General features: G+C 37.1%; 14 protein-coding genes. 2 read left to right on the forward strand and 12 right to left on the reverse strand.

Annotation, left to right across the window (positions count from 1 at the left end; translation table 11 throughout):
• Positions 1-290: 290 nt before the first annotated feature.
• Both WQ54_RS00425 and rocF read right to left on the reverse strand, forming a co-directional pair.
• The gene (locus tag WQ54_RS00425; protein WP_046510553.1) at positions 291-1,496 is read right to left on the reverse strand and encodes an ornithine--oxo-acid transaminase; all 1,206 of its coding nucleotides are present in this window, start codon (positions 1,494-1,496) and stop codon (positions 291-293) included.
• Between the two features lie 203 nt (positions 1,497-1,699).
• On the reverse strand, positions 1,700-2,605 hold the full coding sequence (rocF, locus tag WQ54_RS00430; protein ID WP_046510555.1) for an arginase: 906 nt from the start codon (positions 2,603-2,605) through the stop codon (positions 1,700-1,702).
• A gap of 392 nt (positions 2,606-2,997) precedes the next feature.
• On the opposite strand from rocF, the gene WQ54_RS00435 reads away from it, so the two are divergent.
• The gene (locus WQ54_RS00435) at positions 2,998-3,330 is read left to right on the forward strand and encodes a helix-turn-helix domain-containing protein (protein WP_046510557.1); all 333 of its coding nucleotides are present in this window, start codon (positions 2,998-3,000) and stop codon (positions 3,328-3,330) included.
• Between the two features lie 124 nt (positions 3,331-3,454).
• Here WQ54_RS00435 and WQ54_RS00440 read toward each other — a convergent pair whose 3' ends face one another.
• A complete protein-coding gene (locus WQ54_RS00440; RefSeq protein ID WP_046510559.1) occupies positions 3,455-5,170 on the reverse strand; it encodes an ABC transporter ATP-binding protein in 1,716 nt (571 codons plus the stop codon).
• A gap of 216 nt (positions 5,171-5,386) precedes the next feature.
• Here WQ54_RS00440 and WQ54_RS00445 point away from each other — a divergent pair, with 216 nt between their 5' ends.
• Positions 5,387-6,433, forward strand: coding sequence for a lactonase family protein (locus WQ54_RS00445; RefSeq protein ID WP_046510560.1), 1,047 nt, complete (start codon positions 5,387-5,389; stop codon positions 6,431-6,433).
• 156 nt (positions 6,434-6,589) lie between these two features.
• Here WQ54_RS00445 and wrbA read toward each other — a convergent pair whose 3' ends face one another.
• The 9 genes from wrbA to WQ54_RS00485 form a co-directional block, all read right to left on the reverse strand.
• Entirely contained in the window at positions 6,590-7,258 is a 669-nt protein-coding gene (wrbA, locus tag WQ54_RS00450) for an NAD(P)H:quinone oxidoreductase (protein WP_046510562.1), read from the reverse strand.
• A gap of 580 nt (positions 7,259-7,838) precedes the next feature.
• The gene (locus WQ54_RS35175; protein ID WP_269431541.1) at positions 7,839-7,961 is read right to left on the reverse strand and encodes a hypothetical protein; all 123 of its coding nucleotides are present in this window, start codon (positions 7,959-7,961) and stop codon (positions 7,839-7,841) included.
• Between the two features lie 175 nt (positions 7,962-8,136).
• The gene (locus WQ54_RS00455; protein ID WP_046510563.1) at positions 8,137-10,299 is read right to left on the reverse strand and encodes a glycoside hydrolase family 52 protein; all 2,163 of its coding nucleotides are present in this window, start codon (positions 10,297-10,299) and stop codon (positions 8,137-8,139) included.
• A 42-nt stretch (positions 10,300-10,341) separates the two neighbouring features.
• Positions 10,342-11,169: a carbohydrate ABC transporter permease gene (locus WQ54_RS00460; RefSeq protein WP_231597424.1), complete on the reverse strand. Its 828-nt coding sequence runs from the start codon at positions 11,167-11,169 to the stop codon at positions 10,342-10,344.
• A 92-nt stretch (positions 11,170-11,261) separates the two neighbouring features.
• A complete protein-coding gene (locus tag WQ54_RS00465; protein ID WP_046510565.1) occupies positions 11,262-12,140 on the reverse strand; it encodes a carbohydrate ABC transporter permease in 879 nt (292 codons plus the stop codon).
• A gap of 114 nt (positions 12,141-12,254) precedes the next feature.
• Positions 12,255-13,565, reverse strand: coding sequence for an extracellular solute-binding protein (locus WQ54_RS00470; protein ID WP_046510567.1), 1,311 nt, complete (start codon positions 13,563-13,565; stop codon positions 12,255-12,257).
• Positions 13,566-13,680: 115 nt separating this feature from the next.
• Positions 13,681-14,475 carry a response regulator gene (locus WQ54_RS00475; RefSeq protein WP_046510569.1) on the reverse strand — a complete coding sequence of 265 codons (795 nt, stop codon included), beginning with the start codon at positions 14,473-14,475 and terminating at the stop codon, positions 13,681-13,683.
• On the reverse strand, positions 14,475-16,211 hold the full coding sequence (locus WQ54_RS00480) for a sensor histidine kinase (protein ID WP_046510571.1): 1,737 nt from the start codon (positions 16,209-16,211) through the stop codon (positions 14,475-14,477). The genes WQ54_RS00475 and WQ54_RS00480 overlap by 1 nt, the downstream gene beginning before the upstream one ends.
• 464 nt (positions 16,212-16,675) lie before the next feature.
• A complete protein-coding gene (locus WQ54_RS00485) occupies positions 16,676-17,368 on the reverse strand; it encodes a PIG-L family deacetylase (protein WP_046510572.1) in 693 nt (230 codons plus the stop codon).
• Between the last annotated feature and the right edge of the window lie 4 nt (positions 17,369-17,372).

Genomic DNA, 17,372 nt, shown 5'->3' on the forward strand with positions numbered 1-17,372 from the left:
CTGTTTGCAAATTTAATGATATTTACCTAAGATAAATTTTCTTTGTTCAACCACTCATGGTTCTATCGATCTATTCAATAGGCCTTCTGGTTCTACTAGTCGATATAGAATAGAAGGCGCTCTTTGCCTTCAATTCTATATCGACTACTAGAGGGGCTAGGCGCAGTAGCTGGAACCGGAAACGCTTATCCACAGTTCGAGAATTTAATAGTTACGCTACACAATAAAAAAACCACACACTTTGTGTATGGTTTTCTATAATGACAAGGGATATCAAAATTGTTTTCCTTTTATTGTTCAGATTCTTCCAAAACCCGCTTAATCCGTTCTAATGCCCAAGCTGCCTCCGCTTCCGTAATAATAAGAGGCGGCGCAAAACGAATAACATTATCATGTGTTTCCTTACATAATAACCCATTTTCCTTTAACTTTTCACAGTACGGTCTTGCAGCTTCTGTCAGTTCTACACCAATAAATAATCCTCTTCCTCTAATCTCTTTTATTTTTGGATTCTTGATTTCTATTAAGCTGTCTAAAAATAACTTACCTAATTTATGTGATCGCTCCACAAGCTTTTCTTCTTCAATAACATCGAGTGCAGCTATTGATACGGCACATGCAAGCGGATTTCCCCCAAACGTTGAACCATGTGAACCAGGATTAAACACATTTAATATTTCACGATCTGCAACAACACAAGAGATAGGGAACACACCACCGCCCAGAGCTTTTCCTAAAATATACATATCAGGGACAACATCTTCCCAATCACAGGCGAACATCTTTCCAGTTCGGCCAAGACCCGCTTGAATTTCATCTGCAACAAAGAGAACATTATTGGTTTTACATAACTCAAACGCTTTTTTCAGAAATCCTTTCGGCGGGAGTAAAATTCCCGCTTCACCTTGGATCGGTTCAATAAGAAATCCAGCCGTATTCGGTGTAATAGCTGCCTTTAAAGCATCTATATCCCCATATGGAATCAATTTGATGCCCGGTAGCATAGGGCCAAAGTTTTTGCGGTACTCTTGATCAGATGATAAGGAAACAGCCGCCATCGTACGGCCATGGAAATTACCTGTACATGCAATAACTTCTGCGTGATTGTCAGTAATCCCTTTTACCTGATAGCCCCAGCGCCTTATTGCTTTTATCGCTGTTTCAACTGCCTCAGCTCCTGTATTCATCGGCAACGCCATTTCCTTATTAGTTATTCTGGTAATTTTTTCATACCATGGTCCTAATTGATCATTATGAAATGCTCGCGATGTAAGTGTTACCCGATCTGCTTGATCCTTTAGCGCCTGAATGATTTTCGGATGACAATGTCCTTGGTTAACCGCTGAATATGCACTTAACATATCCATATAGCGATTGCCCTCTGGATCCTCAACCCATACACCTTCTGCTTTGGAAATGACGATTGGAAGCGGGTTATAGTTATTTGCACCATACTTTTCCGTTTGAGTAATGATGCTTACTGTTTTATTCTTCATCCAACATTTCCTCCTTCTTTGATAATTAACCTAACTTAGCAGACAGAAAGGCCTCAATATAGGGAGTCTCGCTTATCCCATCTTTATGGGCAGTATACCTTCACTAAGTAGATTATTTGAGATAACTGCCACTATAAATCCTATTATTCTCGCTAACCAGCAGTGGGAAATAAAGTACCCCCCTCACTGTTAGAAGTCTCGCTTTATAATAATTTTTCTCCTAATAATGAGCCCATTAGTGCGACTGCAACGGAAGCTGTTTTGTTTCTTTCATCCAAAATCGGATTTACCTCAACAAATTCAGCTGAAGTAATGATATTTGCCTCCTCCAAAATTTCCATTGCCAGATGGCTTTCCCGGTAACTAATTCCGCCTATTACAGGCGTTCCCACACCCGGAGCATCACTCGGATCAAGCCCATCTAAATCTAAAGAAAGATGAACTCCGTCCGTTTTATCTTTTAAAAAGGCTACCGTTTCTTCCATTACTTTCGCCATCCCCAGACGATCAATCTCATGCATAGTATATACTCGAATGCCTTTCTCACGAATTAACTCTTTTTCTCCATCATCTAAGGACCGAGCACCAATGATGACAATATTTTCAGGCTTCACTTTTGGAGAATAGTTCGCAATAGCTGTTAATGCCGGGTGGCCGAGCCCTATGCTTACAGCTAAAGGCATTCCGTGAATATTTCCAGAAGGCGAGGTTTCAGCCGTATTCAAATCGCCATGTGCGTCATACCAGATTACTCCTAGGTTCTTATAATACTTTGAAACCCCTGCTAATGTTCCTATTGCAATACTATGATCGCCTCCTAGAATAAGAGGAAAGGACCCGGCCTCTACAACATTATCTACAGCAGCAGCAAGTTCCTCACTCGCCTTTGTTACCGCTTTCAAATATTTTAAATTTCCATCAGAAGCTTCTTCATTTTTACCAGGTCTGCCAATCTCTATATCTCCTTTATCATGAATCACATAATCTAGCTTTTCCAGCCTCTCTATAACTCCAGCATACCTCATTGCACTAGGCCCCATATCTACCCCGCGTCTTGATTGTCCTAGATCCATTGGTACGCCAATAATTGAAATATGCTTTTTTCTCATGTGATTTTCCCCCTTTGCTGATGACACAATTGTATCTTACGATTAAAGGATGACTCAACTGAACATATTTACGTATAAATATTCACAGTTATTCAGAAAACATTTTACTAAAATATAAATTTTTCATTTAACACCCTAACAAAATAAACAATATTTATATTTTAATCTTATTTTTTATTTTCTTATTATAACTTCGTTCCAACAAAAAAGTCAGTTGTCTCTTTTATTCTTATAGAAAAATTTTTTTCGTTCAAAATTGCTCAATCTTTAACTTATTTCATAAGTTACTATACTATTGTAAATATATAACTTTTAGTAATTAATTGTTCTTTCACAATTATATTATTTGAAATAATTTGGTATAATATCATTTAAACAAGGAGTGATACTACATGAATAAATCTCTAATTTGTCCAAGGTTCGAAAAGGCAATGGGCATTTTAAGCCAGAGATGGACCGGACTCGTTATTTATCAATTGCTTAATGGCCCCCAGCGATTCTCCGAAATTGAAGCTGCAATAGGAATTACAGGCAGAGTTCTTTCAGATAGATTAAAGGATCTTGAAAATCAAAACATCGTTAAAAGGGAAGTTTATCCAGAAACACCCGTGCGAATCGAATATTCCCTAACAGAGAAAGGGTTATCTTTAGAACCACTATTGCGTGATATTGAAAAATGGTCCCAAACCTGGCTCGAAGTAGAAGAGATTGAAAATAAAGAATAAGAAAGAGGCTGTCTGTAAAAAGGGAAAAAACCCCACAACACAATATATCAGATCTAATAATTAGATTAGAATATATTGTGTAATAGGGTCAGTAATCCTCTTGAGACAGCCTCTTATTCATTTCTTATCTTTGGAATTGTACGCGATGAAGGTTTGCAAAAATACCATTTTGTTCGATTAGTTCATCGTGCTTTCCTTCTTCAGCTATACCGTTTTCGGTTACAACCACAATCCGGTCTGCATTGCGAATTGTAGCCAATCGGTGTGCAATCACAAGTGTTGTACGATTTTTAGAAAGCTCTGTCAATGCCTTTTGAATGATCAATTCTGTCTCTGTATCCAATGCTGATGTTGCTTCATCCAAGATTAGGATAGGAGGATTCTTTAAGAACATTCTTGCAATAGCTATCCGTTGCTTTTGGCCTCCGGACAGCTTTAAACCTCTTTCACCAATCTGTGTCTCATACCCAAATGGAAGAGAATCAATGAAGCCCTCTAAATGGGCTCGTTTTGCAGCTGCTTCTATTTCTTCTTGTGTTGCATCTAATTTGCCATAGGCAATATTTTCTCTTAATGTTCCTGTAAACAGGAACACATCTTGTTGCACGATACCGATCTGTTTCCGAAGCGATTGCTTTGACATATTGCGAATATCGATCCCATCAATCTTAATCGAACCAGCATCAACATCATAAAAACGAGGAATCAGCGAACATATCGTTGTTTTCCCAGCACCAGAAGGACCAACAAATGCAACGGTTTCCCCTGCCTTAATAGTAAGATCAATTCCTTCAAGTACCCGCTTATGCTCATCATAACCGAAGGTCACTTCGGAAAATTCGATATCCCCGCGGAGTTCAGCCACTTCAACAGCATCCTTTACATCTACAACATCTGGATCCATATCCATCAGCTCTGTAAATCGCTTAAAGCCTGCCATACCTTTTGGGTACAGCTCCATTAATGCACTAATTTTATCAATCGGCTTAAACAAAACATTAATATATAGAACGAAACCAACAAGTTCCCCATAGGAAAGCTGATTTTTATAGCTTAACCATGCTCCGACAACAAGGACAGCCAGTGTTACAAAACGTGTCATCATATAAATGCCTGACAAGCTAAAGGACATGACCTTATAACCGCCAAGTTTTGCTTTACGAAACTTTTGATTATTATTCTGAAATCTGCTATTTTCAAATTTCTCATTTGTAAACGACTGGACGACACGAACACCTGAAACACTATCCTCGACCCTTGCATTAACATCAGCAATTTCACTATACATTCTCTTCCAAGCTTTATTCATTTTCAAATTGCTGACGACAATCAGCCAACCAAGAAATGGCAATATAATCAATGCCACTAATGCCAGCTTTGCATTAATGGAAAACATAATCCAAAAAGCGCCGATGAACGTCATGACCGAAATGAATAAATCCTCAGGTCCATGGTGGGCAAGCTCGCCAATATCCATAAGATCATTAGTAATTCGACTCATGATATTACCTGTTTTTGTATTATCAAAAAACTTAAATGATTGCTTCTGAACATGGTGAAACAGCTGCTTTCTCATATCTGTCTCAATATTAATACCAAGCATATGCCCCCAATAGTTGACGATAAACTGTAAGAATGTTGAAAAAACATAAAGCAGCAGCAGTCCAATACTTACAGATACAATAGCAGACCAATTTTCACTCGGCAGCAGCGAATCAATAAACCATTGGACGGCAAGCGGAAATGCCAGTTCTAAAACAGCTACAATGATAGCACTGCTAAAATCAATAATAAAAAGCTTTTTATGTGGTATGTAATACGAAAAAAATCGCCTGAGCATTTTTGTTTCTCCTTTTTATTATTTAGGCTCTGGTAAACTATTTGTTAAATTCCCTTCTGATTTAACATCTCGGAAAAAAACAACAAGAAGGCTTAACAAAGCTTTTATTTAAATTCTATTATATTCGCATTACGAAATAAAATATATGAAAATGTTGTTGATTTTTTATTACAAACGATATAATGAAAGGTATCGAATAGGAAAGGAGCAAAACTCTTGTCAAAATTAATCGGATATATTGGTACATACACAAAAGGTGATAGCAAAGGTGTTTACAGCTTTACACTTGATACTGATAATGCCAAGCTTGGCGATGTAAAAGCTGTTGCTGAATTGGATAACCCAACTTATGTAAACATTAGTCAAGATAACAGTACTCTTTATGCAGTTGTAAAAGAAGGTTCTAATGGCGGTGTTGCTTCCTTCACAATAAACCATGAAACTGGTGACTTAACAAAGCTGAATCACCAATTACTTGAAGGTGCATCACCTTGCCATGTGAGTGTTGACAGTCAAAACCGTCAAGTTGTTTCAGCAAACTACCACAAAGGAACAGTTGAATCTTACTTAGTAAATCCAGACAGCACACTAAATCCTCCTGCTTCTATTATTGAGCATAGCGGAAATGGTCCACACGAAAGACAGGAAAAACCGCATACACATTTTTCAGGATTTACTCCTGATGAAAAATATGTAGTTGCTGTTGATTTAGGAATAGATAAGGTCATTACCTATAAAAATGCAAACGGAGAATTGGCGGAAGCACATAGCTTATTAGTTAAAGCAGGCAGCGGTCCAAGACATATTGCCTTCCATCCTAATGGAAAGTTTGCCTATGTGATGACAGAACTTAGTAATGAGGTCATTGCGTTAAGCTATAATGGTGAGAATGGAATTTTCACTGAACTTCAATACATCCCAACGATTCCAGCAGATTTCACCGAAAACAGCCAAGGAAGCGCGATTCATATTTCTTCTGACGGTCGATTCATTTATGCTGGAAATCGCGGTCACGACAGTATAGCAGTATTCAGTGTAAATCAAGATAACGGTGAGCTATCCTTTGTTGAATACACATCAACAGAAGGAAGCTGGCCGCGTGACTTTGCAATTGATCCAACAGGTAAATTTGTTGTTGCATCTAACCAGGAAAGCTCAAATCTTGTCTTATTCTCTAGAGATGGAGAAACAGGTAAGCTAACATTGTTACAATCCGAGATTTCTGTACCAGATCCGGTTTGTGTAAAGTTTTTATACGTATAATCATGAAATAAGCGCGCATCTATACAGGATGTTAAAGGGGCTTTGCACACTGTAAACGAATGGATAAGATAGTAATAATCACGGAAAGGGCTGCCTCAAAACAAAGGCAGCCCTTCAAATATAAGCATTCAAAAATTCTCTCGAAAAAGTCTCTATTTATTGATTGCTTTTTTTCACCCATTCAGCAACAGTTACTGTTCGTTTCGCCTGGTGTTTAACTGCAGCTTCAACATCTTCAACCATTTTTCCATTTTGGTCAACTGTCACACTTGTTCCATATGGATTTCCTCCAGCACCAAAAGTAACTGGATCTGTATAACCAGGAGCAGCTACAATAGCACCCCAATGGTACATGGTGGTATATAAAGATAAAATCGTTGCCTCTTGCCCGCCATGAGAATTTTGTGCTGAAGACATCGCACTTACTACTTTGTTCACAAGCTTTCCGTTAAACCATAAGCCACCTGTTGTATCTAAAAATGCTTTCATTTGCGAAGGCATATTCCCAAATCTAGTAGGTACACTAAAGATAATTGCATCTGCCCATTCCAAGTCATTTAGCGTCACTTCAGGGACATGGCTTGTTGCTTCTGCATGTGCTTTCCAAGCTGGATTAGATTCAATTGCTGCTTGGGGTGCTGTTTCAGGAACTCTCAATACTTTTACCTCAGCACCTGCTTCTTTTGCTCCAGCTTCTGCCCATTGCGCTAATTGATAGTTTGTACCAGAAGAACTATAGTAAATTACCGCTAATTTTACATTTGCCATTTGATTCGACTCCTTTTCATTTGTGTTTTTGCCAAATAACTTATCTAAGAATCCCATTTTTTCACCTCATATTTCATCTTTCTAACGGAATGAACTTCACCTCCTTAACGGTGGTCATATCCTTTTTTAAGAAAACAAATACTTGAACCAGTTTACATTCCTATTATTTGTCTTTCTTATTAAAATAAATCGTATCTATTTCTATCTATCCCTTATTCCATCCTAAGTAAACCAATTGCGTGTAATTAAATAATTATTAATTCAAGATAGATCCATAAATCTCAATTCCATATATTTTTAATTCGAGATAATCATACGATAGATTAGAACATATGTCAAATGATTATCTTTCAAATAATATGATGGTATTATTAATAATAAAAATAAATTAAGGTCCCTATATAAAAATTTTAAACAAGGTTTTATTTTTGCATAACAGGTGTTAAAATACAAATCTAATTACTGTTAAAGTTATTCAATCCCCCGTCTTATGGGACAAAGCAATATCAGCTACCATACGCAGTGTTGTGGGAATGGTGTTTCTTCAAAATTTCATCATTATTTACGAAAAACACGGGTACCTAATTCTTCGGCAGATTCAAGTACCCCCTCCTAGCCAGGATAACTTGTAGAGATCCTACACTATGTTGTCCTTATTTTCTCCATCTTTAATGCATTCTTCACAAATTCCATATACATCGTGTTTTACTTCATCATGTTCTTCAATCTTTCCGCAAACTTCACAGATTTTGAATACCATGTCATCACCTCAGATTTTTTTATTTGCTCTTATGTATCTATTTAAATTTATACTTATTGAAATTGTTTTCATTGTTTCCACATAAAAGCTCTCCTAAACCTTTCATTTATCAACCTTTTTAACTCCGTGAAAATAATAAAAAGGATAATCCTCATGCAGGAGGATTATCCTCTTATTAAGAACGACTACTTACTTGAGCATTTTCCATTGATAACAAGGTTTCCTTTTTTTCCTCCAGCCATAGAATGCTAGTAACTCCTCGAGGATAATACTTGCTACCAGTTATTTTACCGGAAATAATTTGGTCACTCCAGCTCCAAACTGATAAGGTAGGGTGCGTTAACCAGGCAACATGAGCGGCATCTGCTCTTTCCCCTTTTTCATCCCACTCAATTCCTAATAGTTTTCGAGCAATGAACTGACATAAATAGATTTTACTTAGCCAGGAGTTATTACTTGTTGATGAGATTTTCCAGCCGCCATCCTCAAATAAGCAAATCCCTTCAACCAAGACCGTTTTCAAGTGCTTTTTCAATGCTTGGAGATAAGGACCAAAACGTCCATTTTGGTCAAGGGCTTCTTGACAATTAGTAAAATAAGGGAAAATCAACCCCTCAATCGCAGGGATAATTTTTGAATCATTGTTTTCTCCTACAACCGCAGGGATATAACCATCTTCTGTTACGTAGCTGACAATGCTAGCTGCACATTTTTCTGCTTGAACACCTGCTTGTTTTGATAAGTCTTGATACCCATTTGCAGCAAATAGTTTTTCTAATGCTACATAGGAAGCCCAGCACTTACCAGCCAAGTATATATTATTTCGTGCTTGGCCGAGTGAGACATCTAAACTATCATATGTGGTGATTTCTGCACCGCCCATTACCCGTGATGAATCTAGACCCATGATGCCATTTCGTTCATTTGGATCCGTATGATCCCGATTTAGCATGCTTTCAAAGCAGCTTATGAAAATCGTCAGGTTATTTTGCAGCCAATCAGTATCATTTGTTTTTTCTACGTAAACAGCCGCACATAACACCCAGTTTACGAGCTGTTCATGAGTCATATGTGAAAAACAGCCATCAAGACCATATAATTCATAAGAGGAAAAGTGAGGTCTTGAGATCGTATTCGCCACACCCATATCATGGGTGAAGCTGATTCCTCCAGGATAAACAGTTTCGTCATTTGGAAAACGAACTTCATCCTCATAGCTAAAACGTTTAACAAACATATCTAATTCATTTTTAACTGTCCATGGATTCATTTTCATTTCAAAAAACAACTGATCAACAGTAAGATCAAATGTGTTCATCATTCGATATTCACCTTCATTGACAACCCAGAATGGTTCTCCTTCCACATCGAGCAGTTGTGTAGAGCCATAGTAGCTTCGGATGGAATGGGCCATCATAAAACGTTGATCCTCTGATAAATGGTCAGCATGTTCAATTAATTCATTTGCTTTTTGTGCTCGTTTAATGATTTCTTCAGTGTTCTCTAATGAAAAGGCGGCCACCTCTTCAATATTTTTAAAATAACGAGTATAAAAATAAGTTGTATCCAATCCTGCAGTTACAAACCCGGAACGATGGAAACAGATTGCAAATTGATAAGTCCTGCATGTTCCAGCCGGCACCTCCATCATCATCGCCCCAATTGGCCCTAAACCAAACGTCCAGTTCTCTTCAAATGGTGTTGTTAATATATTTTCCATACTAAAGTGCAATGCTGACTTTACATCAGGATTGGCAGATGCTATTGCTGTGATTCTTCCTTGACCAACACCGGAAATTCCTTCACATGTATCATCCAATCTTCGCATTGAGCTATATTGATCATTTCCTTCATAGCCGAAAAAAGCTCGCCTGCTTTTACTTCCTTTTGTATTATCAACCGTAACCTCTGCGATGACCGATGGTACAAGTGTTAGCATAAGCTCCTCTATAGAAGCAGATGAAGGATCTGGTACAGACTGTGCTTGTGAATAAATAGTAAAGGTCAAATCCCCTGCTTTCCATGTATCTGTACCAAGCTTGAACTCACGGACTATCTCATCTTTTGCAAATGGAATTATGATTTTTGGCTTATTTGGGTCCGGATCTGGATTTTCAATATCATAGCGTTTACTTTCGTCTTCACTATAATCAAAAAATGGAAGTGCTTCATAGATTCCTTCATAAGGTAACGACTCTACACCGATAAAGATATTTTTTCGGGGTGGGCGACCCAGCTCCAAATCCAAGCCGCCTCCGTTCCCTGGAAAACCTAGTGTGAAGCTGGAAAATGCTCCAATCGGTGAGTGATGTGCATTAAAAAATTGATTTATAACCATCATATTACCCCTTTCTGCCATATTAATATGGTAATGAATGATTTATCCTTTTACAGAACCAGCAGCAATTCCCTCAACAATTCGATTACTAAAGAAGAAGAAGGCAATTAAAATTGGGATGATACTGATCATAAGCGTTGCACCGATTGCTCCCCATTCAGTCATATACTGACCAATAAAGTTTTGAATCCCGACCGTTAATGTTTTATACTTATCAGAACTGATAAAGGTATTGATGAACACAAATTCATTCCAGTTGTAAATCATATTGATAATCACTGTTGTTGACAAAACTGGAGTGGTCATTGGCAGCGTAATTTGAAAAAAGATCCGATGTATTGAACACCCATCGATGATTGCTGCTTCCTCTACCTCACGCGGCAGCGTATAATAAAAGCCTATCAAAATCATGATTGTAATAGGAAGGTTAAAGGCTGTATAAGACGCAACAACCGATAAAGGATGATCAATCAAATTAATTTTTTGGAAAAAGCTAAACAATGGAATTAAGGTAGAATGCACTGGAATCATTAATCCTACCATAAACAAGCCAAGGACCAGTTTGCTTAACTTCCATTTCATTCTCGTAATTGCAAACGTGACAAAGCTAGCTAAAAGCACTGTCAATATAACCGATAAAACAGTAATCCAGACACTATTTAAAAAATATAGACTAATATTTCCTTCCGTCCAAACCTTTAGATAATTTTCCCATTTTGGATTTACCGGTAACGCAAACGGAGAGTTATTGAACACTTCCTGGTTATCTTTTAATGAGAAAAAAAATAACCAAATAAGCGGATAAACCTGAAATATGGCAATCAAGCCTAAGGCTATATAGAGCAGTCCAAATCCGATTCTAGTTATCATTTTGTTCGATTGCTTCCCAGTTGAAAGAGGAGTAGTTATGTTTGATTGTGCTTGGTGATTTTGTATGACACTCATGTTTTATTACTCCTTTCTTAATATTGAATTTCTTCGTCAGTTGCTGTTAATTTTCGGATCAGCCATGTGACAATAAGACAAATTAATAATAGGAAGAAACCAACCGCGCTTCCGTAGCCAAAGTTATAGGTTCCAAAGGCTTTTTGATACATATAAGATGCCATAACCTCACTGGCGCCATTTGGTCCTCCGCCTGTCATGACGTAAATTAAGTCAAAATATTTTAATGATCCAACAATCGCTAAGACAATCGTCACTTTAATTACACCTGCAATTAATGGCACCTTTATTCTATACGCAATTTGAAACGCATTTGCACCATCAATTCTAGCAGCCTCAATTAATGACTCAGGAATATTCTTTAAAGCTGCATAATAGATCAAAATGTAGAAGCCTGCATACTGCCAGATAATTGGTACGAATAACGCAGCTAAGACAAGATTCGGTTCTGCTAACCATGCAGGCGGATTTTTTGTGCCGAAAGATAGTAATAAACTATTTACTAATCCGTTTGAAGGGTGGTAGATTTTAAGCCAAAGCTGGGCGATTGCCACTGACGATAACAGCATCGGTATTAAATAAATCTTTCTTAAAAAATTTGCCCCTTTTATTTTTCCGGCAAGAATTAACGATATAACTAAATAACCGATTAAACTAACTGCAGAAAAAATTGCAAGTAAAAACGAATGATAAGCACTTTTCCAAAATTCCGCATCCTTAATGAGCTTTGTATAATTTTCAAGACCGATAAAAGTCATTTCTCCAATTCCATCCCACTTCATTAAGCCGTAGTAGCCAGTTAATAGAATGGGTACATAGATTAAAACCATGATTAATAGAAGTGCAGGTAATACATATAAGGTTATAACCAGTTTATTGGACATCACTTTATCCATGATGACCCCCCCTTTCTTTCCACTTTCATCTTTTTAGGCATAGAAAAGGACATATCACCTTATTTATCGATATGTCCTTTTCATCTTTACATCCTTACAAGATAACTTGAGATATTACTCCTCATTTGCAAGCGCTTCTTCGTGCTTGCTTGTAAATTCTTCAGGTGTTACTTCCTTTCCGAACAAAGCTTGGATCAAATTCAAATGTTCTTGTGCAACAGATGCACTCATTTGAACATCTGCATATAACGTAATATTGCTAGCAGAATTTAGTTCATTTAATACATCAATGTACATTTGCGGTAAATCAACTTTAGATGTATCAACCTTTGTTGCAGGAATAACTCCAGCATCTGTTACAGAGCGTTCTCCCCATTTTTTCACAAAGAATTCAACAAATTTCTTCGCTTCTTCTTTAACCTCTGATTTTTCTGAAACGAATAATCCTACACCAGGACCGCCAACAAAGCTGTTGATGTTCCCTTTCCCACCTTCAACTGTTGGGAATTTAAAGAAACCAACTGAGTCTCTAAACTCTTGTGGAACATCTTCGTTCGTTGTATAGTTTGGTAATTCCCATGATCCCATTAAGTACATGGCAGCTTGTCCGTTCATAAACGGGCCTTTCGCTTCATCATTTGACAATCCATTGAAACCCTTTACAAAAGCATCCATTCCTACTAAATTCTGAATCTCTTCGGCAGCCTTTGTTAATGCAGGCTCTTCAAATGTTCCTGTACGATTTATTGCATTTGTTAATGTTTCAGAACCACCGATACGGTCTGCTAAATACATATACCACATAGATCCTGTCCAGCGATCTTTGTTTCCCAATGTAATTGGTGTTACACCATTATCAGCAAGTGTTTCCACAACATGTTTAAATTCTTCATAAGTTTTTGGTACTTCTAAATTATATTGTTTAAAAATAGCTTTATTATAATAGACTGGAGCAATATTTAACTCAAGCGGTAACCCATATGTTTTACCATCGACTGCAAATGCTTCTGTTGTTCCAGAAATAAATTGATCTCCCAGCTCGCCTTCAAGCAAATCATCCAGCGGAGCAAACTTATTTCCCTTGACATATGGCTCCATAAAACCGGCAGCCCACGTCATACCGACATCAGGCAGTTCATTTGATGCTGATAATACCTTTAATTTTTCCTTGTATTGCTCATTACTTAAAATTTCCTGCTCAATTTTGACCCCCGGATTCTCCTTTTCATATTCTGCAGCAATATCGTTTACGATCTGATTATGCTGTTTAGAGCTTCCAGCAGGCCATAAATGCATTAATTTAACGGTTACTTTGTCACCTGAATCACCTGCACCCCCTGTCTCACTTGATTCTGAACAGCCAGATAATACTAATCCAAGGATCATGGTTAGAGCAAATAGCAGTGTAATCGCTTTCCTTTTCATATAAAAATCCCCCTTTGAATTGATACAAGATGCTGTATTCGCATTTACAAGCTCATTATAGCATCGGCATAATGCTGAAATAAGGTAACACTGATTGGGGAAAGTTCTACTTTTTTTAGTTTTCTCTCTCACTAATTGTGCTAGTTTTTCGAAAGCGGCTTGGTGTCTGCCCTTCATACTCTTTAAAGAGTTTAATAAAATATTTTGACGTATTATAGCCAACCTTCTCTGCAATTTCCGTAACAGATAAATTTGATTCTAATAATAAATTCTTTGCCTTTTGCAGTCTGCTTCTTGTCAAATATTCACTAAAGGTCATATTGACCTGCTCCTTAAACAGAACACTAAAATAACTTGAATTTAAGTGTACATAATTTGCTACATCTTTCATCGTGAGCTGCTGATCGATATGTTTATCAATATAAACCAATGCTATTTGAATAGGAGTGTCCTCCTTGCGGTCCCCCTGTTTTACTACATCAACAAGCTTTTCATCAACAAATTTATAGATTCTGCCTTCACGCTCTCTTTGTTCCTTTACCTCAACTGCTTGCTCTACGGCTTCTATAAGTTTTCGTTTATTCAAAGGCTTTAATAAATAATTGAGAACACCTAATCGTATAGCTTCCTGGGCATATTCAAATTCTGAATAAGCGGAAATGATTATCACAACTGGATTTTGCTGATGATCTTTTAAGAGCTTCAGCATTTCAAGTCCGTTTATCTCAGGCATTGAAATATCAGTTAGTAAAATATGAATCTCTCTTTCCTTCAGGATTGAAATGGCTTCATTTGCCCCTTCTGCACTGATCACTTCATAATTGACACTTGCCCATCCTTCAAGTGTTTTTTTTAATCCTTCCCGTGTTTTCGGTTCATCATCAACAATTAAAATCGTCTTTTTTTGCATTAGCTGCTACCCCCATTTATTGGCACCTCAAATGTTAAACAAGTTCCCTTATTTACTTCACTTGAAATAACGATTTTCCCTAGATTATTTTCATTATAGTAAAGCTGTAACCGTTTGTTTACGTTAGCAATAGCCATTCCATTTCCCTTAATAGAGGACACCTTTCCCGAATCAATGACAGTCATAATCCGGTCAATCGTTTCTTGATCCATCCCTGGACCGTTATCTTTTATAGATATGACCAAATTGCCTGATGATCTTGAAGGCTGGACACTGACTAGTACATAGCCTTTGCCCGCTTTGTTTCCTACTCCATGTAAAATAGCATTTTCAACTATTGGCTGAATTAATAGTTTAGGAATTTTAACATGTTCAAATTGTTTTGGTATATCAACGCTCCAAGTAAAGCGATCTCCAAAGCGCATTTTCATAAGCTGCATATACATTTCCACATGCTCAAGTTCCTGTTTTATCATCACCCATTCATCTTGATGATTTCTGCTGATTGTGTAACGGAATAACTCAGACATGGCAATAACGGAATCTGCTAATTCGTCCTCTCCTTTTTCATCAAGTGACCAATATAAAGCATCTAATGTATTAAACAAAAAATGAGGATTAATTTGTGATTGCAATGCTTTTAACTCAGCCTGCCCCTTTAAGATTTCTTTTTCATAAACAACTTGGATTAAATGATTTGTATTTTCTACTAATTGGTTATAGGTTTTATTTAATTCATTAATCTCAATTGTCGAGGCAATCTCTGGATTCAGCTTAAGCTCACCATCTCCTGCCTTTTTCATCGTCGTGGTTAATTTTAATATTGGACTAGTAATCATCGAAGATAACAAGATGGACGATATGAGAAAAATGAAAAAACCAAGTGCACCAGATAAAAGGATAGCCGTTCGTAATACTGGAGTCCCTTTCATCAATGTGTCAACAGGTGTTAAGATATGCAGCGTCCATCCGGTAACCTCTGATTTTTCCTTAACATGCATGAAATCGTTTCCATTTATGGGTGTGACACTCGTTTTTTCTGAGATAATCGGCCTGATATCTCCTTCATAATTTGATGTAATTTGATGACGATTTTGATCAACCAAAATCATATATTCATTAGCCTTACCGGTGTCGTTAAACTCAAAATACTTTGAATGGATTTGTATTAATAGATAACCGCCATTTGAAAACCAGCGATCCACTAAACTAACCCGCCTGATTGCCAGAAGAAACTCAGGCTCTTTTGGATCTTGTCCAATCCATACCAACTTCCCTTCTGCACGATCTGCTTCAATAATCCATTTATAATCAATCCGAGAAAACAGCCCATCACCATCTAGCGGGGTGAGTTTTCGAAAATCCTTAGAATAGATTTCAAAAGCATTTATTCCATTTGAAAACACTTGAAAGGTGTTACCAACCTGCATTAATGCTTGCCTCTCACTAAAGCTTGCAAGCTTACCTTTTGTTTCAGCCAAAAGCAGCTGTTGAACATAAGAGTTTGTTGCCACCTGTTTAGTCAGCATATCAATTTGTTGAAATAATGATTCCATCCTTCCGCTTGCTTCGATAGCGGTTTGTTGAATTTGCTTTTCAGCGTTGCCTTTTAATAAATTTGATACAATGTGATAGGTCATAATCCCAACAAAACATAGGACAATAATCATGACAGTTAAAAAAACAAGTAAGATTTGATTGCGCAATGTATTGTATTTTCCCAGCTTTAACCACATATACATTCAACCTTTCAAATACTATATGATAAAAGTTTCTACTATTATCTCTACTAATTTATCACATAACTTTTTACTTTTATAGATTGAAAACGTTGGAGAATTCTTTTTCTTCTTTCTATTATTCTATTAAAAAAACTATTCAACTTATTTAGTCATGAATGAAATAACTGTAGATAATGAGGGAATAATAAAAGTGGTGGAAGACACCACAAACTTCAATGTGGAGGGATATACTTTGAAAATGTTTCTTTTTCACTTAAGCCCGTCTTTAACAATTAACGTTTATCGAACTTTAAAGCGTTTACGTATGTTAATGCACAAACTAAGTTGGCTGCTTACCGCTCCAACTATTGCTAAGTGATAATCATTTTTAAAAGATGTTAAAACTCACATTGTAAGCTTAAAGAAAGAGGTTGTCTAAGAAGGTTCTAACCTTGGTTTTAGACAGCCTCTTTCTTTGCCTAAATAATAGAGTTTTTGTTGATACCAAATGGCCCGTTTGCCTGAATAAAGTATTCATATTCTGAAAATTGGTTTATTGCTTTTTGGTCATTTCCCCATACCCATTCATCCATAGCAGATTGCGTTTGGTGTGCTCGAAAACCATATAGCTTCTCTAAAAAATATTTTCGAATCGTAATCTTTAATAGCTGATCTTGGGAGAAGCCGTAACTCGTTGGGTCTTGAGCTACATTTGACCAGCAAACGTAAAACAGGTCGGCCCTAGGATTTTCCGTTTTATAAACAGAATAAGCTTCTTTCGCAGCACGTCCTATAGCACAATGATCTGAATGACCACCTAATATTTCATGAAATGTTATAATTGCATCAGGCATAACCTCGGTCATATGAGATAAAACCATTTGTTTAAGTGTTTCAATAGGTTGAATTTCCAATAACTTATCTCGAAGCCCTAAAAAACGTAAATCACTTATTTTTAAAGCCTTGCAGGCATCGATTAATTCTTGTTCCCGAATCACAGGAAGACTTTCCCTCGTTGCAACAGGAGGAACGCCCATTCTCCTTCCCATTTCCCCTTTTGTTGCACATAACAGCACAACACGATGACCCTCACTTGCATACTTTGCCAACGTGCCCCCACATATAAATGTTTCATCATCAGGATGTGCAAAAACCGCTAAAATTGTCCCCATATGT

Origin of the sequence: Bacillus sp. SA1-12 (assembly GCF_000981385.1) — a bacterium.
In the GTDB taxonomy this organism is placed as follows: Bacteria; Bacillota; Bacilli; order Bacillales; family Bacillaceae; genus Metabacillus.